General features: G+C 72.0%; 15 protein-coding genes. 13 read left to right on the plus strand and 2 right to left on the minus strand.

The window, feature by feature from the left end:
* Nucleotides 1–11: 11 nt before the first annotated feature.
* Complete coding sequence (locus tag OG700_RS16530) at nucleotides 12–2,735, plus strand: polysaccharide lyase family 8 super-sandwich domain-containing protein (protein ID WP_405614224.1); 2,724 nt, start codon at nucleotides 12–14, stop codon at nucleotides 2,733–2,735.
* 35 nt (nucleotides 2,736–2,770) lie between these two features.
* Here OG700_RS16530 and OG700_RS16535 read toward each other — a convergent pair whose 3' ends face one another.
* Nucleotides 2,771–4,132 carry a YcaO-like family protein gene (locus tag OG700_RS16535; RefSeq protein ID WP_405614226.1) on the minus strand — a complete coding sequence of 454 codons (1,362 nt, stop codon included), beginning with the start codon at nucleotides 4,130–4,132 and terminating at the stop codon, nucleotides 2,771–2,773.
* Between the two features lie 207 nt (nucleotides 4,133–4,339).
* Between OG700_RS16535 and OG700_RS16540 the strand changes: the two genes are divergently transcribed.
* The 7 genes from OG700_RS16540 (at nucleotide 4,340) to OG700_RS16570 (ending at nucleotide 11,187) form a co-directional block, all read left to right on the plus strand.
* Nucleotides 4,340–4,471, plus strand: a complete 132-nt coding sequence (locus tag OG700_RS16540; protein WP_405614228.1) for a hypothetical protein — start codon at nucleotides 4,340–4,342, stop codon at nucleotides 4,469–4,471.
* Between the two features lie 117 nt (nucleotides 4,472–4,588).
* On the plus strand, nucleotides 4,589–5,236 hold the full coding sequence (locus OG700_RS16545) for a TOMM precursor leader peptide-binding protein (RefSeq protein WP_405614230.1): 648 nt from the start codon (nucleotides 4,589–4,591) through the stop codon (nucleotides 5,234–5,236).
* The gene (locus OG700_RS16550) at nucleotides 5,229–6,938 is read left to right on the plus strand and encodes a hypothetical protein (RefSeq protein WP_405614232.1); all 1,710 of its coding nucleotides are present in this window, start codon (nucleotides 5,229–5,231) and stop codon (nucleotides 6,936–6,938) included. Before OG700_RS16545 ends, OG700_RS16550 begins: the two co-directional genes overlap by 8 nt.
* Before the next feature lie 14 nt (nucleotides 6,939–6,952).
* The gene (locus OG700_RS16555) at nucleotides 6,953–7,633 is read left to right on the plus strand and encodes a nitroreductase family protein (protein ID WP_405614234.1); all 681 of its coding nucleotides are present in this window, start codon (nucleotides 6,953–6,955) and stop codon (nucleotides 7,631–7,633) included.
* Entirely contained in the window at nucleotides 7,627–9,456 is a 1,830-nt protein-coding gene (locus OG700_RS16560) for an ABC transporter ATP-binding protein (RefSeq protein WP_405614236.1), read from the plus strand. The genes OG700_RS16555 and OG700_RS16560 overlap by 7 nt, the downstream gene beginning before the upstream one ends.
* Nucleotides 9,407–10,294: a DUF692 family multinuclear iron-containing protein gene (locus tag OG700_RS16565; RefSeq protein ID WP_405614239.1), complete on the plus strand. Its 888-nt coding sequence runs from the start codon at nucleotides 9,407–9,409 to the stop codon at nucleotides 10,292–10,294. The genes OG700_RS16560 and OG700_RS16565 overlap by 50 nt, the downstream gene beginning before the upstream one ends.
* On the plus strand, nucleotides 10,291–11,187 hold the full coding sequence (locus tag OG700_RS16570; protein WP_405614241.1) for a hypothetical protein: 897 nt from the start codon (nucleotides 10,291–10,293) through the stop codon (nucleotides 11,185–11,187). The genes OG700_RS16565 and OG700_RS16570 overlap by 4 nt, the downstream gene beginning before the upstream one ends.
* A 2-nt stretch (nucleotides 11,188–11,189) precedes the next feature.
* Here the strand turns inward: OG700_RS16570 and OG700_RS16575 are convergent, their stop codons facing one another.
* On the minus strand, nucleotides 11,190–12,020 hold the full coding sequence (locus OG700_RS16575) for a BTAD domain-containing putative transcriptional regulator (RefSeq protein WP_405614243.1): 831 nt from the start codon (nucleotides 12,018–12,020) through the stop codon (nucleotides 11,190–11,192).
* Between the two features lie 182 nt (nucleotides 12,021–12,202).
* On the opposite strand from OG700_RS16575, the gene OG700_RS16580 reads away from it, so the two are divergent.
* From OG700_RS16580 to OG700_RS16600, 5 genes are all read left to right on the plus strand, one after another.
* Entirely contained in the window at nucleotides 12,203–13,243 is a 1,041-nt protein-coding gene (locus OG700_RS16580) for a LuxR C-terminal-related transcriptional regulator (RefSeq protein WP_405614245.1), read from the plus strand.
* A gap of 239 nt (nucleotides 13,244–13,482) precedes the next feature.
* Nucleotides 13,483–15,216, plus strand: a complete 1,734-nt coding sequence (locus OG700_RS16585) for a lysyl oxidase family protein (protein WP_405614247.1) — start codon at nucleotides 13,483–13,485, stop codon at nucleotides 15,214–15,216.
* Nucleotides 15,217–15,417: 201 nt separating this feature from the next.
* Nucleotides 15,418–16,314, plus strand: coding sequence for a serine/threonine protein kinase (locus OG700_RS16590; RefSeq protein ID WP_405614249.1), 897 nt, complete (start codon nucleotides 15,418–15,420; stop codon nucleotides 16,312–16,314).
* Nucleotides 16,314–18,524, plus strand: a complete 2,211-nt coding sequence (locus OG700_RS16595) for a protein kinase domain-containing protein (RefSeq protein ID WP_405614251.1) — start codon at nucleotides 16,314–16,316, stop codon at nucleotides 18,522–18,524. Before OG700_RS16590 ends, OG700_RS16595 begins: the two co-directional genes overlap by 1 nt.
* Before the next feature lie 21 nt (nucleotides 18,525–18,545).
* Nucleotides 18,546–20,639: a protein kinase domain-containing protein gene (locus tag OG700_RS16600; protein WP_405614253.1), complete on the plus strand. Its 2,094-nt coding sequence runs from the start codon at nucleotides 18,546–18,548 to the stop codon at nucleotides 20,637–20,639.
* Nucleotides 20,640–20,668: the final 29 nt, after the last annotated feature.

Genomic DNA, 20,668 nt, shown 5'->3' on the forward strand with positions numbered 1-20,668 from the left:
GGAGCACTCCCTTGCAGCTCTCGCGCCGCACCCTTCTGACGATATTGCCCGCGTCCGCCCTGCTGGCCGTGGCCGCGCCACTGCGCGCCCAGGCCGCCGCGCGGCCGACCGCCACGACGACCGGGACCGCCACGACGACGGCGAGCGCCACGACGACCGCGGGCGCCAACCACGCCGCGCTCCTCGCCAACACCGTCGCGATCTTCGCCGGCACCGCCGAGTCCAACGCCCGCCCCGAGGTCGCCGCCAAGCTCGCCGCCCTCACCTCGACGGCGCGCACCCGCCTCGCCGCCCTGGACGGCGCCGGGGCCGGGGAGCTGTTCAAGGGCGTCGCCCTCGGCACGAGCGACGCGAACCTCAACACCTCGTACCAGTACCTGTACGAGATCGCCCTCGCCACCCGTACCCCCGGCCCCGCCGCCTCGGACCTCCGGGAGAACACGAGCGTCCAGCGCCGCGTCATCGACGGCCTGGCACTGCTCCACGACACGTACTACGGCGACCAGTCGAAGGGCTACTACGGCAACTGGTTCCACTGGGAGATCGGCATCTCCGCGAGCGTGAGCAAGACTCTCGTCCTGCTGAAGGACGAACTCGCCGCTTACAAGCCGGACCTGACGGCCACCTACCTCGCCTCGATGGACGCGTACCTGCGCAACGGCAAGGACGGCGACGTCGACCTCGACTCGCGCTTCCACACCGGCGCCAACCTCGCCGACATCACCACCAACCGGATCCTCCAGGGCGCCGTCACCGGCGACGACGCACGCGTCGTCAAGGCGGTCGCCGACCAGCTGACGGTGTACGCGACGGTCGATCCGTACCACCCGCGGCACGGCGTCACCGACGGCTTCTACGCCGACGGCTCCTTCATCCAGCACGACTCGGTCGCCTACACCGGCTCGTACGGCAAGGTGCTGCTCACCCGCGCCGTGCAGACCGTCAAGATCCTCCAAGACACCGATTACCTCGACACTGCCGGTGCCACTGCCACTGCCACCGGCACCGGCACCGGCGACCTGGTGGCCGTCGTACAGGGCTGGGTGGCCGACGGCTTCGCCCCGCTCATCTTCGAGGGCTGGATGATGGAGGTCGTCAAGGGCCGCGGAGTGTCGCGGACGGCGACCGGCTACACGGACGTCGCCGTCGTCGTGGAGGCCGTGGTCGATCTCTCGGGGTACACCACCGGCGCCGACGCCACCGCGCTCCAGGGGTACGTGAAATTCGTCCGGCAGACGTCGAAGGCCGCGCTCGACCCGGCCGTCTTCGTCTCACCGGTCAGCGTCGCCCGCTACGCCGACATCCTCGCCGACACGTCCGTGCCGGCCCGCGACCTCGGGGACGCCGAGAGCCACACCGCGTTCAACGCGATGGACAAGACCGTGCACCGGCGCCCCGGTTACGCGTTCGCGCTGGCGCGCAGCTCCGACCGGATCAGCAAGTACGAGTACATGAGCGGCGAGAACCTGATGCCCTGGTTCCAGGGCGACGGCGCGCACTACCTGTACCTCGCGGGCCAGGACCAGACCCAGGCCTTCGGCATCGACTACTACACGACCGTGTCGCCGTACCGGCTGGCGGGCGTCACCGCGCCCGAGGAGACCCGGCGGACGGTCCCCGAGCTGTACGGCACCGCGTGGTACGACAACCCGGAGCGCGGCTTCACCCCGTCGTCCGAGTCGCAGAACACGTACGTCTACTTCCCGCGCGGCACCAACACCCTCTCCGGGGGCGCCCGCCTCGGCGCGTACGGCGCGGTCGCCCTCGTGCTGGGCGACGACGTCGCGTACGCCGCGAAGCGGGCGGGCGAGCTGCCGGACGACTTCGTCGCGTACCGCAACGCCACCGCCACCAAGTCGTGGTTCATGCTCGACGACGAGATCGTCGTCCTGGCGGCCGGGGTCGGTGACGCGGCGGGACGCGCCGTGACCACCACGCTCGACAGCAGGATCGCCGCCGCGTCGGACGCCGTCACGGTGACGGGGCGGCTCCGCGACGGCGCGTCGTGGTCGGGCGGTGGTACGGCTCCGGGCCCGGTGGCCTGGCTGCGGTACGCGGACGCGGGGCAGGGCGTCTCCGTCGGGTACGTCTTCCTGGACGGGGACGGGGACGGGGACGGGGACAGGGGCGGGAACGGGGGCGGGAACGGGGGCGGGGACAGGGGCGGCCTTCCGACAGCCGCGCTCGACACCGTCACCAGGAGCCGCCGCCTCGTGCGCACGGCCAACCCCGACACCCCGGTCACCAAGCGGGTGTTCTCACTCTCGGTCGGCCAGCCGGCGGGCGCGCGGCGGCTGTCGATGGCGCACGCGCTCGTACCGAACGCCACGGAAGGGCAGTTGAAGGCGTACGGCGCGGGGCACGGGCGGCGCGGCCGGGGGCGTGGACCGCTGTCGGTCGTCGCCAACACCACCCGCGTACAGGCCGTCGCACACCGCGACTTGTCCCTCCTCGCCGCCAACACGTTCACGCCCGGCACGCACCGCGCCGACCGCCTGTCGATCGACGGCGCCGCGTCCGTGATCCTGCGGACGTCACGCGACGGCACGCTCTCGGTCGCGGTGTCCGACCCGACGACGGAGCGGGACTCGGTCTCGGTCACCGTGCGCGGGCGTTGGCTGCGCGCGGTGTCGTCCGACGACGGGGTCCGGGTCCGCAGGGTGCTCGGCGGCACCCGTATCGACGTGAACACCCACCAGGCACACGGGGCCAGCCTGACGGCACGGCTGCGGTAGCGCGGGAAGCGGGAAGCGGGGAGCGGGGGTCGTGCTCACGCGAACGGCTGCGGCCATGGGTTGAGTTCGGCCTCCGTGCGGACCCCGTACCCCATCCTCGCCGGGGACTCGTACAGGCGCCGGTGGCCCCTGAACTGAATCAGTGGGTCGACGCTCATCGGCTGGAGGTCGGGGATGACGACGCTGACGGCCGTGAACCCGCAGTCCGCCAGTTCTCGCGTCGTCCGGTCCATGACGACCGGCCTGGCGCCCGCGTCGGCGAGCCGGGTGGTAAGGAGGTCCAGGGCCGCCACCGGGTCGGCGGGCAGTTCGGCTCCCGGCCCCGTCGCGACACGTTCGTCGGCGTCGTCGAGGAGGAACGAGAACGCCTCGGCCCTGTCGGGCCGCGCCATGTAGCGGGCGGCGTCCGTCAGGGCGCGCAGGTCCGCCGGCTCCTCCGGCGCGGGGTGGTCGCCGCCCTCGTGCAGGGACTCGATGATCGCGACGGCCTCGTGCGCGGACTTCAGCGCCGCCTCGGCGAGGCCCCGGCCGGTGCCCGCCGCCACGGTGGTACGGGCCAGCCGGTCGTGCTCGGCGACCAGGACGCAGTACACCGTGGGCACGCCCAAATCGGTGGTGGCGTCGAAGAAGTACGGCCGTACGAAACGCCGTTCCAGGTTCGCGACCAGCCGGAACACCTCGTCGCCGAGCGTCGCGGGCGGGAGTGACGGCAGCGGCAGTCGCTGGAGCCAGAGGACCGCGACGATGTCCCGCTCCACCACCTCGGCGATACCGCGCACCACCGCCTCGACGGGGTCGGTATGGACCGCGTAGCCGGTGGAAATCGGGTAGTTGAACAGCTCCTCGGGGGTCTGGTCCGTGATTCCGTAACACGCCATCACGGCCGGCACCCAGACCGGCCGGCGCGTGATCAGGTCCGTCCCGCGCGTCCACCGGATCGGGGCGTCGGGGTCGAACGGGACGATCCGGCGGGACGGATGGGCGTACTCCGCCGCCGAGCATGTGGGGAAGCGTTCGAACTCCAGGCAGTCACCCGTCACGCGGTCACCGGCCAGGTCACGGGCAGTGGCCCAGAAGTGCTCCTCGCCGAGGACGTCACAGCCCGCGTAGCGTTCGGCGGCTTCGGCGAGGGCGACGAACCGCGCCAGGCCGGTGGAGTCGAGCGCGCGGCCCCCGGCCACCACCTGCCGGTCGGAGCCCTTCCCCCGCGACCCGGCGGGGTCTCCGACGTGGGCCGTGGACCGGTAGGAGCGTCCCAGCAGGGACGAGCGCCGCGGGTCACTCACGCCGGACACGACGCCGTAGGGCGACACCAGCGGGTCGAGAGCCCGGAGGTCCGGCGGGGGTGGGGAGAACGGCGGCGGTGGCGGAGGTGGCGGCTCTGCGGCCTCGGGCATGCGTGTCTCCTCGCGTACGTGACCACCCGCGTACATGGCCGCGGGGCCGCATCAGCATGCGACGTCCGCCGGTCCGGCAGCGGTCCGGCAGCGGTCCCGCACCGGTCTCCCGGTGACCGGCGGACGACCGGCCGCAGACCGGTGCCGGACCGGTGGACGGAACAGAGTGGGCCTGTCCGATCCGTACGACGAAGAGGAGAAAACCTCATGGCCGATGAGCTGGAACTGGAACTGGAAGCGGAGGACTACGAGGAGTCCGGCCTGATGCGTCCCAACGGCCCCTCCTGCGCGGGATCGGCCTCCGGCTGCCGCGTCGGCGGTGCCGGGGCCACGCAGTAGGTCCGGCGAAGTCCCCCCGAAATGCGTTGACGCTGTCTGCCGAGCGCTCACTCGGCAGACAGCGTGCCGGGGCTCGCGGGCCGTACGGCCGGTCAAGGAACGGAGAGGAAGACAACGATGAGTGCGGATTCGGCGCCCACCACGGCGCTGTTGGGCTTCGGTGACTTCGGCACCCACCTGGTGGACCTGCTCGCCGCCCGCTTCCCGGGGGCGGCCCGCACCGTGGCGCCGAGCGACGTGGACGAGGTCTTCGGGGCCGGTGCGCGTTCCCGTACGAGTTGTCTCGTCGTGGCCCTGTGGCGGCCCGCGCCCGCGTTCTGCGAGCGCGTCGACGGGCTCGCCCACGCGGCGGGCGTTCCCTGGCTGCTGGTCTCGGACGAACATCCCGCTCTGCTGATCGGCCCCTATGTCGCTCCCGGCGCGGGACCGTGCTTCCGCTGCTACAGCGACAGACGTGTCCAGCACGACACACACCGTGAGGACACCCGCGCCGTGTACGACGCGTACGACAAGGACCCGGAGTTCGGCCCCTCGGGTCATCTCCCCAGCCATGTCAGGATCACCGCGGCGATCGCGCACGGCATCGTGTCCCGGCCGGCGGGGCACGTCGGCCGGGTGACCGGGGTCGATAAGCGGAACCTGGCTCTCTCCCGTCATCCCGTCGTCTCCCGGCACGGCTGCCACCGGTGCGGAGCGCCGCCGCCACCGCGCGACCGGTTGGCATCCCTGCTCGGCGTACGGGACTTGGAGTCCACTCGTGTCTGAGAAACCACGGCTGCGCCGCGGTCTGGCGCTCACCGCCGACGACGGACGGCTCATCGTCCAGGGCGGCGAGCGCCGCCACGTCTTCCGTGGGAAGGCGGCCCGGACGGTGCTCCCCGGTCTGCTACCGCTGCTGGACGGTCGGCGCTCCCTCCTCGGCCTGTGCCGCGATTCGGGCCTCGGCGTCACCCAACTCCGCCAGATACTGGGCATGTTGGCGGACCGGCGGCTGCTGGAGGACGCCACGCCTCCGCGGTACGGAACGGCTCCCGCACATGTACGCGACTACCTGTCGCGCACACTGGACCCAACCGAGCGGTACAGCGGCGTCGGCGGGTACCTGGACGCGCTCGCCGTCGGCGGGGTCGCCGTCGTGGGGGCTCCGGGGATCGGCGAGTCGGTCGCGGCCGATCTCCGGGTCAGCGGTGTGGCGGGGGCGCGGTTCCTGAGCGAGTGGGCCGATCCCATGACCGACCCAACGGCCGACCCAACGGCCGTTCCCGCGGAGAGCCGGTGCCGTCTCGTGGTGCCGACCGACGACGGGACCGGACCGCCGGACCTGCTCGAACGGTGGGCGGAGCGGGGCGCGGCGATCGGCGTGCCCGTCCTGCGCGTCGCCCTGGACCGGACGCACGTGGAGGTCGGTCCGGTGTTCCTGGCCGGCCACACCGCGTGCGTGAGCTGCTTCCGGGCGGGGCGCGCGGCGATCGGGTGGGGCGCGCCGGAGGCCGCCCGACCGGCGGTGGCGGACCTCGCCGTGGCCGCGGATCTGGCCGCCGGTCTGGGTGGTGCCGAGGCGCTGGCCCTGTTGAGCGGGTCGAGTTCGCACTCCCCGGCACGCGGCATACGCAGGGTGTCCCTGGCCGACTGGACGTCCGAGCGCTTCCTGGTGGCTCCGGAGGCGGGCTGTCCCGACTGTGGCTGGGAGACGCCCGGCGGGGAGTCGTGGCCGCTCGAACTGTACGAGTGGTCCGTCGAGCGCCCGCCGCCCCGTGCCGTACGACCGGTCGACACCCTCCAGGACCTGACCGAATGGGCGACGCTGACCGGCGAACGGCCGGACATCCGTTACATGACCCGGCCGCGCCGCGCGCTGCCGGCCGCCTCGCTCACCACACCGGGAACCTACGGCGCCACAGCCCGGTCCGACCCCGGGCGGCCACGGGCCGGCGCGCCTCTCGACGAGGCGCTGATCGCCGACGTCCTCGCCCGCGTCGGCGGCTTCCGCGCCGACGCGGATCCGGAAACCGGCCGCCCGCACACCCGCTGGGCCCCCAACGGCGGCTCGCTCGCCTCCGTGGAGCTGTATCTGGTCGCCGACGCGGGCTTCCCCGGACTGCCGGGAACGGTTTTCCGCTACGACGACACCCGGCACGGGCTGATCGCCGTCAGGCCCGACGCGATCTCCGTCCAACAGGCCCTGCGCGGCACGGATCTGTCCGCCGGCTCCCCGCTGGCGCTGTTCATGGTGGCCGCGCACAGCCGGGTGGCCCAGAAGTACGAGACGTTCGCCGGCCGCCTCACCCACCTGGACGCGGGCTCCGCCACCGCACAGCTCTGCGCCGTGCTCACCGCCCACGGCGTGCCGGTGGCCTTCGCCTCCCGCTGGCCGGACGGCTTCACCGACCTTCTCGATCTGATGCCCGGCGAGCAGTACGTCACCGCGGTCGCCGCCCTGGGGAACCGCCCTCAAGACCACGCGTAGAAGGGATCGCCGCCATGCCTTTCGTTGCCGAGGCCGACCTGGAGCGCCGGCTGATCGATCTTGTCGAGCGTCGGCGTGCCGGGCTCCCGGCGGCGGGCCGCACCGGTGACCCAGCAGGCCAGTACGGCTCCCCCACTGCCCAACTCCCTTACACGGAAGGGCTGAAGCCGCTCGAAGAGGTACTGCGCGGGCGCCGGTCCGTACGCGAATTCGCCCCACGTGCCGTCGCGGCGCGGACGCTGTCCGATGTACTCGCGCGTGCCCACCTCGCGCAGGACAGGCAGTGGCCGCGCCCCCGGCACGGCGCCGCCGGGCTGCGGACGGTGGTGGCGGCGGGCCGGGTGGCTGAGCTGAGCCGGGGCCCGCACCTCTGGAACCCGGACTCGGGGTTCACCCCGCTCACGACCAGTGATCCCCGATCGGCTCTCCTCATCGAGGAGTTGGCCGACGCCTACACTCCCGCACCCGCCCATGTGATGATCTGCGGCTCCCCCCGCGACGTCGACCCCGCGGCGTACGCCGGACTTCTCGTACGGGCCGGCGCCCTCGGCCACGCGATCTGGCTGGCGGCCCGCACCCACGGCCTCGACTGTTCCCTCTGGGGAGGCGCGAGCAACCCGGTCACCCGGGCGCTGCGCGACACCGCCCCGGCAGACCGGCATCTCTTCATGGTGGCAATGGGAGAGGCGTGCTGACTGGAAGAGGCGAGCCGGAGGAGGCGTCCGCCGCGCCCCCGTTGACCACCTGGCGTGTCGCACGGCGCATGGCGGGCCGCTTCACCCCGTACCGGTGGCAGGTCGCCGCCTCGCTGCTGCTGGTGGTGCTGGTCGGGGTGCTGGGGATCGTGACCCATCTGCTGATCGGCAAGGTGATCGACGACGCCCTGCCGGACCGCGACCCGGGGACGCTCGCGCTGCTCTGCTCGACCATGCTGGTCCTCGGCGTGCTGACGAGCGTCTTCGGCGTCGCCGAGACCGCGTTCACCCAGTGGGTCGGCCAACGCGTGACCGCGGGCCTGCGTATCGATGTGTTCGACCGGGCACGCGCCCAGAGCCTCGACTTCTACAGCGAGCACGGCGAGTCCCGGATCCAGGCGCGGCTCGTCAGCGACATCGAGGGCGTCAGCCGCTTCCTGACCGGCACGGCCCAGTCTCTGCTCGCCTCGTTCACCACGCTCGCGTCGGCCCTGGTGGTGATGGTGATACTGAGCTGGCCCATCGCGGTCGTGTCGGTCGCCCTGGCCGCCGCCCTCAGCTCGCTCAACAACCGGTACGCCCAGAAACGCCGTTCCCTCTTCAGCCGCAGGCAGCGCCATCTCACGTCGGTGCTGCGTTACGTCTCCGAGGATCTGAGCCTCGGCGGGATCGTGCTCGGCCGCACGCTGGGACGTACGCACCGGCAGCGGGCCAGGTTCGTGGAGAAGGCCGAGCAGATCCGGGACGTGACATACGAACAGCGGATGGCGGGGGCCACCGCCCTCACCTTCATCGCCGCGTCGTTCGCGTGCGTTCCCCCCGCTGTGTACTGGCTCGCCGGAACCTGGTTCTCACATCTGTCGATCGGCACGATCGTGGTCCTCGTCATCCTCCAGACCCGGCTCGCGGGGCCGATCCAGAGCCTGTTGAGCCTGAGCGGGAGTCTCCAGGCGTCGGTCGCGATGTTCGAGCGGATCATCGAATTCCTCGATCTGCCGCTCCAGGAGCGGGACGGTACGGCCGGTACGGCCCCGGCCCACCGCGTCTCGCGCCCGCCGTTGGCGGTCGGGCTGCGGGAGGTCTCCTGGCGGTACGCGGGGGCCGATCGTGCCGCACTGGACGGTGTCACACTCGATCTGGCCCCCGGCTCGGTCAACGTCGTTGTCGGGCGCACCGGTTCGGGCAAGAGCACCCTGGCGATGCTGCTAGCGGGGCTGCTGCCCCCTCACAGCGGCACGGTCGACCTCACGACGGGTGCCGGTACCGACACCGGAACGGGCACAGGCACGGCCGGGCTCCGGGAGTCCGTCGTTCTCGTCCCGCAGCACACCACCCTCTTCGACGGCACGCTGCGGGAGAACCTGTCCTTCGCGCGGGACGACGTGACGACCGCCGACATGGACGCGGCGCTCGGAGCCGTGTGCCTGGACGAACTGGTGGCCTCGCTGCCCGACACCTACGACACCCGGGTCGGCGGTGGCGGCCACCGTCTCTCGGGCGGCGAGCGCCAGCGCCTCGGCATCGCCCGCGCCCTGCTCGCCCCCTGCCGGATGCTCGTCGTGGACGAGGCCACCAGCGCCCTGGACCCCGACACGGCTCGCGCCGTGGACGACGCGCTCCGCGCGCACTGCCACGACAAGACGCTGGTCATGATCGCGCACCGGATTCCCCAACTGGAGCCCACCGACCGGGTGATCGTCATGGAGCGGGGCCGGATCACCGAGAGCGGGAAAAGTACCGAGAGTCAGGAGAGCCATGCCTACGCCGAAGCCCATGCCGACGACCTTGCCCACGCTCGGAGTGGGACTGGGCCACCGCGTTGAACTGCACGAAGCCATCATGGTCAACCGCGAGGCGGTCGACTGGCTGGAGATCGTGACGGACCGGTACCTCTGCCGGGACGACCTGCTCGCCGAACTGGTCGCGCTGCGGGAGCACTTCGTGCTGGTCCCGCACGGCCTGGAGATGTCCGTGGGCTCCGACGGGCCACTCGACCTGGCGTACGTCGACGCCGTGGCGCGGGTGGCGGACGCGGTCGACGCGCCCTGGTTCAGTGACCACCTCTGCTTCACTCGCGACAACGGCATCGACCTCGGGAACCTCGTCCCCACCGTGCGTACGGCCGCCAAGGCCCGCGCCATCGCCGCGAACGCCCAGCGGGTCCAGGACCGGGTGGGCCGTCCCTTCCTGCTGGAGAACATCGCCACGTACATCGAGATGCCGGGCGAGCTGTCCCAGGCTGAGATGGTCCGCGCCGTGCTCGACCACTGCGACTGCGGCCTGCTGCTGGATCTGAACAACATCGTCGTCAACTCGGTCAACCAGGGCTTCGACGCCGCCGAGCACCTGGACTCGCTGCCGCTCGACCGGGTCGTCCAGGTGCATCTCGCGGGCAACAGCGACGCGGCCCATGTGGGCGGCATGCTGCTCGACAGTCATGACGCGCCGGTGGGGGACCAGGTGTTCGGCCTGCTGGACCGGCTCCTGGGCCAAGTGGCTTCGCCGCCCGCCGTGATGATCGAGCGGGACGCGGGATTCTCCGGTGCGTTCGACGAGATCGAGGCTGACCTCGGGAAGGCGCGGGAGGTACTGGCACGGCACGCCCACACCCACACCCACGCCGGCCCGGGCTCCGGAGCCGGTTCGGAGGCGACGCGATGACGTCTGCGCCGGTCTCGCTCCAGGAAGCGCTCGCGGAACTCCTGGCCGATCCGGACCTGCTGCGCGAACTGCACGAGAACACGGCCGAGTTCGCCGCCCGCCGGGGACTGCGCGAGGAGGACGCCCAGGCCCTCGCAGCACTGCGACCGCAGGGCGTCCAGGTCACGGCGTGGGTGGGCGGCCACAAGGTCCGGGAGCTGATCAGGTCCCTCTATCCGGCGTCGATCGCGGTGGCGGACACCCTCCCCCAGGCGCGGCCACTGCTGGAGTACACGCCCGTGGGCGAACGGCTGGACTCACCGGCGGCCGTCGCGGCCCTCGGCCGGAAGCTGTGGGACATGGCCAGGTACGGGATCGGGTACGAGGGCGGTGCGGCCGCTCAACTCCGGCGGCTCGTCACGCTCCGCGACCTCATCCACTTCGAGACCCTCCGTTACGAGGTCGCGGCCGGCCCGGCCCACTCGCGAGCCCCCGCCACCGGCACATCGCCGCCGGTCGGTCCCGCTCTGCGTCCCGGCGTACTGCTGGCCGCCTTCAGCTGCGTGGTCGGCGACGTCCGCCGACACGTTCTCAACACCGGTGAACTTCCCGACATCGGCATCGGCATCGACGACAGAGGCGGGGCGGGCGACGGCGACGGCGACGGCAACGGCAACGGCAACACGGTGGCGAAGCGCATCCACTACGTACTGGCGCCCGGATCCGGCGACCGCGTCCGCTCGTCGCGCATCCCGCCCGGCCTCCGAGACCTGCTGGAGGCGTGCGACGGGACACTCACCCCGGACGCGCTCGCGCGGCGGGTGGGCCGTGAGGTCGCCGAGATCACCCCGGCGCTCGAACGAATGCGGCAGCGGGGGTTCCTCGACCTGCCGCGACCCCCCGGCGCCGAATGAGATCACCCGGCGAGGCGGAGCCGCGCGGACGCCGTCGCCGGCACGTCGGCGCTCGCGGCAATGTCCGCGTCCGCTCCCCCTCCCCCGTGCGGAGCACCGCTCTCACCGAGCATTTCCTGGTGCACCCGCCACAGCGCGTGCCCCGGCTCGACGCCCAGCTCGCCCACGAGGTGCCGACGGGCGTCGGCGTACACGGCCAGTGCCGCGCCCCGCAGACCGCAGCGGTGCAGCGCGATCATCAAAAGCGCCGCGACGCCTTCGTCCAAGGGATGTTCGACCGTCAGTTCGGACAGCTCGGGCACCACCTCGCTGTGCCTGCCGAGCCTCACCTTGACCTCGACGGCGGCCAGTTGGACCAGCAGCCGCTCCCGGCCCAGCGTCTCGCGGCACCGCACCGCCCAGGAGCTCTCGATGTCGGCCAGCGCCGTGCCGGGCCAGCCGCTCAGCGCCGACTCGAACGCGTCGTTCGCCTCACGCAGAAGGCCACGGCGCACGACTTCCCTGGCCAGTGCGACCTGGGACCGGAAGCGGTGGATGTCGACCTCCGCCGGGCTCACGTCGAGCAGATAGCCGCCACGGAGCCGCACCAGCCGGTCGGCGAAGCCAGTGGCCTCCAAACCCCGTCGCAGCCGCTTCGCGCACGTATAGATCGAGTCCTGCGGATTCTCCGGCAGCTCGCTTCCCCAGATGCGTTCCATCAGTGCCGCGTCGGTGACCACGGTGCGCGGTTGCCAGGCCAGCGCCGCGAGCAAACCGCGGGCACGGGCGGACGGCAGCGGAATGCCGCGCCTGCGGTCGGACAGTTCGATCGAGCCCAGAAGCTGAATGTTCATTGGCTCCCCCTTGCTTGTGCACTCACCTTCGCCTGTCCGCGCTTCTCGGGCCTGTCGAGTGGACCTGGCCCTGCGAAGCGCGAGCGACCGGTGAGAAGTTAGGCTGTCTGGTCCCGCAGCCCGGATCAAGAAATATGGGGGTTCAGACGTCGGAAGTTCCGGGATTTGAAGGCATAGAAGCGATGACGGCTGAGATGAACTCGAAGGCGACGGAATCAGACGCGGACGCCACCACGGACACGGACACTGACCCGCTCGATGTCGATGTCGACTCGATCCTTCCGCCCGAGGCACGGGCGCTCTACGCACGCCTCATCGCGGGCGAGAGAGTGTCGGGGGACGTACCAGGGATCGCTCCCCTCCTCGCGCTGGGCGCCGTCACGGCCGAACCGATCTGCGGCTACGTCCCCGTGAGTCTGGACAGACTGGAGCGCCGTCTGCGCGCCTCCGTGCAGGGTGAGTTGGCACGGACCGCCACGCGCCTCGACGAGATTCCGGCACTGCTCGGCGAACTGCGTTCACACCAACCGTCGGTGGCCGAGGCCGCGTTACGGGCCGGGTCCCGCTACATCGCGGGCATCGACGCCGTCAATCGCCACATCACCGAGGCGGCCGTCGAGGCCCACGAGGTATTGGCCGCGCAGCCCGGCCCCCGTACGCGGCGCATCCTCGCGCAGACGCTCAACCGCGACTTGAGCGCGGTGAACAGGGGGGTCACGATGCGCACGCTCTACCACGTGAGCGCCCGGACCAACCCCACGGTGCGTGAGCGGGTGGCCATCCTGGCGCCACAGGGGGCGCTGTTCCGCACCCTGGCCAGGCCGTTCCTGCGCGTGCTCGTGTTCGACCGGAAGGTGGCCTTCTTCTCCGACCATCTGAAAGGGCGCCCGGACTCCGCCGGCGCGTGGCTGGTCCGGGACCCGGCCGTGTGCGCGTACCTGGCCCAGTCCTTTGAGCAGGAGTGGACCCTCGCACAGGAGTGGCGCGCCCCGGAGCAGTCCGCGGAGGCCACCGCGGGCAGCGCCGTCAGCACCCAGCTCCAGCGCACGATCCTGCGCGCGCTGGTCGCCGGGCAGGACCAGCAGCAGATCGCGACGGCCCTGGGCTACAGCTCGCGCACCATCAACGTCCATCTGACCAATCTGCGCACCGAGTTGGGCTACGCGACGGTCTACCAGCTCGTGCACTGGTGGGCGTCGTCGCCCGAGCGCGACCTCGACTGAGCTTCTCCTGTGCCGGCCTTCTCCCCGACGCCCTCTCCTGGACGTGGCATGGCCGGATCCGTCGCCAGAGGGCTGCTTTCGGCCAACGATTCACTTCGCGCCGGTTCACAGACAACCCACAGCCCCTCCCCCGTCTCTCAGTACGGGGGAGACAGTTCCGCGACCAGAGAACGTACTTCGCGCCGGCTGTTCGTCCACCGTCCACGCAGGCATTCGGAGAGCTCGGAAATCGAGGAACGATGACCAGAAAGCGCAAGACACGGCTCCGGCGTTCGGTGCTGGCCGCCACCGCGGCGCTCGCCGTGACCGCAGGGCTCGTGGCCGCGGCGCACGGCGACACGGCGGCGCAGACCACGCCGAAGCTCGGCCTGATCGCCGCGACCAAATCGCTGACCCTCGACTCGTGGAAGGAGGACCCGGGCGTCTACCTCGACCTCGGGACCTACCTCACGTCCGAGGGCGGACCCTTCGAGCTGAAGGTGACCCGTAAGTCGTACAAGGACCCGGTCGTCGCCGAGCAGGTCATCCACGAGGGCGGCGGCAAGACCAGCACCAAGGCCCTTCCGGCCGGGCTGGTGAAGGACTTCTCGGGGCTGCCCGGCTTCGCCCAGATCACCATCACCGACACGAACCGCAAGGTCGTCGTCAACAGGACCGAGAAGTACTGCCCGAACAACGCGGCCGGTCGCATCGACCCCGACGGTCCCGCCAAGTCGAAGTACCCGGAGAGCTGCCCGGAGAACGCCTTCACCCTCGGTTCGGTGTGGGGCGTCGAGCAGGGCTGGGCGTCCAACACGTACGCCGGTTACGAGTCCGCGCCGGTCAAGCTCGCCGCCGGCAAGTACATCGCGAAGGTGTCGGTGGCCAAGCGCTACCGCGACCTCTTCGGTATCTCCAGCAAGCCGCAGATCATCAAACTGACGGTGCGCGAGCGCAGTTGGGAAAACGAGCAGGGCGGCGTCGGCATGAGCGCCAAGAGCGCGGCGTCCGGCCACAGCGGTCACGACATGTCGAAGATGAAGGGCGGCGCGGCCGGACACGGCTCGATGCGCCCCGCGGCCCCCGCCGCCCCGACGAGCGGCGCCGGCCCTTCGTACAACGTGGGCCACGGACCGCTCGTCCCCGCGCCCCCGGCCCTGCCGTGGGCGCTGAAGAAGTCCTCGCTGCGGGCCGCGACGGCTCCCGTCGGTGACGGCCCCGGCCGCACGGACGGCTCCCGCCAGGCGCCCGGCGCGGAGCCCAACGCCAAGCGCCCGACCGGCAAGGCGGTGGTCCCCGACGTCCCGAAGCCCGACCTGCGTTCGCTGCCGGCCTACGGCATCGAGATCAGCGACGGCGACCAGGAGGTCAAGGGCAAGGACTACCTCGCCTTCAGCGCCAACGTCTGGAACGCGGGCCCCGCGCAGCTCGTCGTGGACGGCTTCCGCAAGCCCGGCAAGGAGCTGATGGACGCCTACCAGTACTTCTACGACGCGGACGGCAAGCAGGTCGGCTACACCCCGACCGGCACCATGGAGTGGGACCCGCGTCCGGGCCACGAGCACTGGCACTTCACCGACTTCGCCAGCTACCGGCTGCTGAAGGCGGACCAGAAGGAAGAGGTGCGCAGCGGCAAGGAGGCGTTCTGCCTGGCGAACACCGACGCCGTCGACTACACGGTGAAGAACGCCAACTGGCACCCGGACAACACCGACCTGTCCACCGCGTGCGGCCAGGAGAACTCCATCTCCGTCCGTGAGGTGCTGGACGTCGGCTCCGGCGACACGTACACCCAGGATCTGCCGGGCCAGTCCTTCGACATCACCAACCTGGCGAACGGCACCTACTACATCCAGGTGCTCGCCAACCCGGAGAACCGTCTCAAGGAGACGAGCCACACCAACAACAGCGCGCTGCGCAAGGTCGTCCTTGGCGGCAAGCCGGGCGCGCGTACGGTGAAGGTGCCGGCGCACGATCTGGTCAACTCCAACTGACCAGCGCCTCGCGGTAGCCACGTACCGTCGACTCACGGTAGCCACGTACCGTCGGCCCCCGGGACCCGTCCCGGGGGCCGACGCCGTCCCAGGCCCCTGCCACGGCCGGCGCGGTACCTCCCTCCGGCCCCTGACCACCGTCTGCGTAAGCTGTCCTGGCTCAGTGCAAGAGCTCAGCAAGGATCCGGGGGGAGTCCGCGCATGGAACCACTACGCCGTGACGACCCTCCACGGACCGGGCCGCACCGCGTCCTGGCCCGGTTCGACGCGGAGTCCGAGCAGGCCGTCCCCGCCCGCCGCTACATCGCCCGCGGCGCCGACGGCGACCGCACGTTCCTCAGCTGCCTCCCGCGCGCCGACGCCGACCCGGCCCGCTGGGCCGTCGAGGCGCAGGGCGCCCGGCAGCTCTCCATACCGGGGTTCCTGCCGGTCGAGGAAGTCGGCGGCACGGCGGACCTCCCGTGGTGTACGACGCCGTACATACCCGCCCTCCCGCTCCCGGCCGCCCTGCGCGCCCACGGCGGTCCGCTGCCCGAACGGTTCGTACGGATCCTGGGCACCGCCCTCGCCCGGACGCTGGCCGCCGCCCACGCCCACGGCGTGACGCACGCGGGACTGTCCCCCGCCGCCGTACTGCTCACCACCGAGGGCCCGCGGCTGAGCTGCTTCGGTGCGGTACGGGCCGCGGCCCCGGACGGCGAGCGGCGCGGCGGTCTGCCGGGGCTGGACCCCGGCAGTCTCGCCCCGGAGCAGGCCGACGGCGGACGGCCCCGGCCACTGGGCGACGTGTACGCCCTGGGGGCGGTACTCGCCTACGCGGGCACCGGCCGCACCGTCCTCGGAGACGGCGAACTCCCCTCCCCCGTCGGTGAGTTGATCACCGCCTGCCTCGCCCGCGACCCTGCGGGCCGCCCGCGAGCGCACCAGGTCCTCACCGGCCTGGAGTCGGCCAGGAGTCCGGCGGCGCACCGGCCCACCGTCCTGGACACGGCCGGCCCGATCCCCCTGCCGGCGCCCGTGGTGGCCGCCCTCGCACGCCAGTCGGCGGCCGTACTCGCGGCCGACGTCCCGCCCACACCGCCCTGGACCGACGGCTGATGCTCTCCCCTCTTATGTACGACGACCCGCACCGGCTCGGCGGCTACCGCCTCATCGCCCGGCTGGGCAGCGGCGGCATGGGCACCGTCTATCTCGCCCGCTCGGCCACCGGCCGTACGGCGGCGCTGAAGACGATGCACGCCCCCATCGCCACCGACCCCGCCTTCCGCACCCGCTTCCGCCTGGAGGTGGACGCGGCCCGGGTCATCGGCCCCGTCCACGGCGCCCGGGTCTTCGACGCCGACCCGCTGGCCGAAACCCCCTGGCTGGCCACCGAGTACGTACTCGGGCCGCCCCTGGACGACGCCGTCGCCCTCGCCGGCCCGCTTCCCGAGGCCGCCGTACGCGCCCTGGGAACCCTGCTCTGCGCGGCACTGGCCCAGCTCCACACGTCGGACGTCGTCCACCGCGATCTGAAGCCCTCCAACATCATGCTCACGGCGGACGGCCCCAAGGTCATCGACTTCGGCATCGCCCGCGCCATCGGTGACATCCACCTCACCCGCACCGGCGCCGCCGCGGGCACGCCCGCCTTCATGTCCCCCGAGCAGGCGACCGGCCAGGAACACACCTCCGCCGGGGACGTCTTCGCCCTCGCCGGCCTCCTCGTCTACGCGGCCACCGGCCGGGGCCCCTTCGGCAGCGGGCAGCCCGCCGACCTCCTCTACCGCGTCCGCTACGCCGACCCGGACGTCACCGGAGTCCCGCAGGCCCTGCTCCCGGTCCTGACCCGCTGCCTCGCCAAGAACCCCGCCGACCGCCCCACCACCACCGAACTCGCCGCCCAACTGGGCTACTCGCAGGGCGACTTCGCCGGTCGCCTCCCCGAGCCCCTGCTGATCGAGATCGCCCGCCGCGCCGGCGGCGTCTGGCACGCCATGCCGCCCCGGCTGCCGGCTCCACCCCACGTCCTCGCCGAGACCCGTCCGAACAGCGCCCCGTCCGCCACGTCCCCGATGTCGCCCGCCTCCCGGACATCCGGCATGTCCCGCCGCAAGCTCCTGACGCTCGGCGGGAGTTCGGTACTCGGCGCGGCCGCCGCCGGCGCCGGTGCCTGGACCTGGCTCGGACGTCGGGACACCACCGGCCGCACACCGCCCGCCGACGCCCCGAAGGCCCCCAAGTGGGACCTGTTCTGGCAGGCGGACACCTACTACGCCGAACCTCGCATCCTCCCCGCGCCGCTCATGCTGGACGGACTGATCGTCGTGGGCGAGACCGACGTGAAGGGCCTGGATCCCCGGACGGGAGAGCTGAAGTGGCCCGAATACCCCGACGTCTACTTCAGACGCCGGTTGGCCGCGCACGGCGAACAGATCTACACCGCCGACTACACCCTCGACGAGGCCGAACCGCTCACCGTCGCCACCGTCAACACCGCCGACGGTTCGGTCGGTGAGGCGTTCGCCGAACTCAAGGATCTGCGGGCGATCCTCTACGGAACCCAGCTGCTCTGCGCGACGACCGGCGCCGTCTATCTGACCGGTGGCCGGGGCCGCCACACGAAGACCGGCTTCGGCAAGGACCAGACGTGGTTCCTGCTCGGCGTCGACATCGATTCCGGCGACAAGCTCTGGGAGGTCCCGCTTCCCGCCCGGCCGGACAAGTCCGAGCGGCTGCACTTCCTGTCCGCCCGGGTCGTGGGTGAGCATCTGGTGCTCGTCCAGCAGTCCGCGGACGGGGAACCGCGGCTGGTCGTACGCGACGCGCTGACCGGCGAGGCCCGCTGGGACCGGCCCCTCGAAGGCGACCAACCGGCCATCAACCGCGCCCACTTGGCGGTCGACAGCCGGCATGTCTACCCGTCGGCCGGTGAGCTCGTCGCGCTCCGCCTGACCGACGGCGAGGAGGCCTGGCGCTTCGAGGAACGAGCCCCGGAGGCGCGGTACAGCCCGCCGGCCGTCAAGGACGGTGTCGTGTACGCGGTCCAGGAGGGCCGCGGCATGGTCGCCGTCGACGCCGGCAGCGGCGCCCTGAAGTGGGCGGAGAAGAGCCGCGCCGTCACCGCCGCGAACCTCGACACCCCGCCCGTGGTCGGCAGCGCGTACGTGTACGGCAAGGGACCGTCCGGACTGGTCGCCGCGGACCTGCGGACCGGCGCCGCGGCCCGGCCCTTCAAAGCCGCCGGGGCACGGTACTTCGCCCATGAGTCCGCCCGGCGGCTGATCGCCCTGGGTGACTCGTACACCGCCGCGTATCCCCTCCGATGACTCACAGAAAGCGTCACAGGCATGAAGCCCCTGGAATCCGGTGACCCGATCCGACTGGGTCCGTACCGCGTCCTCGCGGTGCTGGGCGAAGGAGGCATGGGCAGGGTCTACGTCGGCCAGGACGCCGAGGGGCGCTCCGCCGCCGTGAAGGTGCTGCACCCGCACCTGGCGCACGACCGGAATCTGACCCAACGCTTCGTCCGCGAGGCCGAGATGGCCAGGGCCGTCACCGGCGCGGGCGTGGCCCGCGTGCTGGACGCCCAGATGGAGGGCGGGCGCCCGTGGATCGCCACCGAGTTCCTGACCGGGCCCACACTTGAGGACGCCGTCCACTCCCACGGGCCGCTGGACGATCCGACCGTACGGACCCTGGCGGCGTCGCTGGCCCACGCGCTGCGGGACATCCACGCCGCCGGCCTCGTCCACCGGGACCTGAAGCCCGCCAACATCGTGCTCACTGCGGCGGGCCCCCGCGTCATCGACTTCGGCATCGCCCGTCCCGAACACGGCCTGACCCTCACCACCACCGGCCAGGCCCCGGTCACCCCCGGCTACGGCGCGCCCGAGCAGGTGCTCGGCCAACGCGTCGGCCCGGCCGCCGACGTCTTCTCGCTGGGGGCGGTACTGGTGTACGCGGCGAGCGGACAGCGCGCCTACGAGGGCCCGCACGTCGCCGCCGTGCAGTACGAGGTCGTGCACGGCCAGCCACGCCTGGACCGCGTCCCACCCGCACTCCAGCCGCTGATCGGCCCCTGCCTCGCCAAGGATCCGGCGGCCCGGCCCCAACCGGCCGAGATAGCACGGGCCTTCGCCCCGCCGCGAGGCGCCGAACGGGCCTGGCGGAGCGGGGCGATCGCGCGGGACATCTCGACCCACAAGCGCGGCCTGCACCAGCTGACCACGGTGCCGGGCGGCGTCGCACCGCGCGACGTCTCACGGCGCCGGCTGCTGACGGGCGTCGCGGCCGGCGGGGCCGTACTCGCCGTGGGCGGCTCCGCCGCCGCGTGGTGGTGGGCGAACCGCGACAGCTCCTTCGACATCCCGAAGGCCGTGCCCGCCCCCAAGGCCCGCGTCCTGGACGCGAAGAAGGGCGACTACGTACTCGGCGAGACCCCCGACCCGCTCTGGAGCGTCGAGTCCGCGCTCGCCAGGACCACACCCGCGCCCCTGCCCGTGGGTGACGTCATCGTCGTCGGGGCACCGAAGGGCGGCATCGCCGCACGCGGTGTCGTCGACGGCAAGGTCCGCTGGTCGGCGCCCGACACGGTGGCCGAACAGCGATACCTGTCGCTCTCCGACGCGCTGGTGGCGGCCACCGACCGCGACGGCACGCTCAAGACCTTCGTCGCGTCGACCGGCGAGCCCAAGTGGACCTGCGCCGCGGACGCCGCGTCGCTGCTCGCCGCCGACGCCGAAGCGGTGTATCTGATCACCAAGGACGACCGGGTACGCGCCGTCGGCCGCAGCGACGCCAAGATCCGCTGGACCGTCGGGATCGACGCGGATCTCGGCACGAAGGCCGCCTCGCGCGCCCTGGCCGACCACGGCCGCCTCGTCATCGCCACGGCGGACGGCGGCGTCGTCGCCCTCGGCACGGACGACGGCCGCACCGTGTGGGAACAGCCCGGTCAGGGCGCGCACGGCCGGGCCAAACTCGCCCTGTCGGGACGCTCCCTGTGCGTGACGGGCAAGAACCTGTCCACCCTCGGCGTGCTCGACGGCAAGGAGATCTGGACCGCCGAGAATCCCGAACCCCGGGACGGCTCAGAGGTGTCCTGGGGTCCGCCGACCATCCACGGTCAGCATGTGTACGCCTCGGTCCTCCAATTCCCGATGCGCTACGACCTGCGGGACGGCAAACCGAGCGACTGGGTGCACGCGGGCCTCATCGAATGCGATCCGCCCAGCCCGCTGATCGTCCAGGGCAGCGGACTCTGGTCGGTCGCCGTCAACAAGACGGCGGGCGGGATCAACGTCGTCGACCTCTCCCCCGACGTCCGGCAGCCGTGGGTGTTCCGGCTCATCGAGAACCCCGACGCCTACTGGATCGAGGCGGACGCGAACCGGGTGTTCCTCCTGGACGGCACCTCGCTCAGCGCGCTGCCGGTGTTCTGAACGCCGGGCCTCCGCGCCGCCCCGCACCA

The organism is Streptomyces sp. NBC_01508, from assembly GCF_045040315.1.
Classification (GTDB): domain Bacteria; phylum Actinomycetota; class Actinomycetes; order Streptomycetales; family Streptomycetaceae; genus Streptomyces.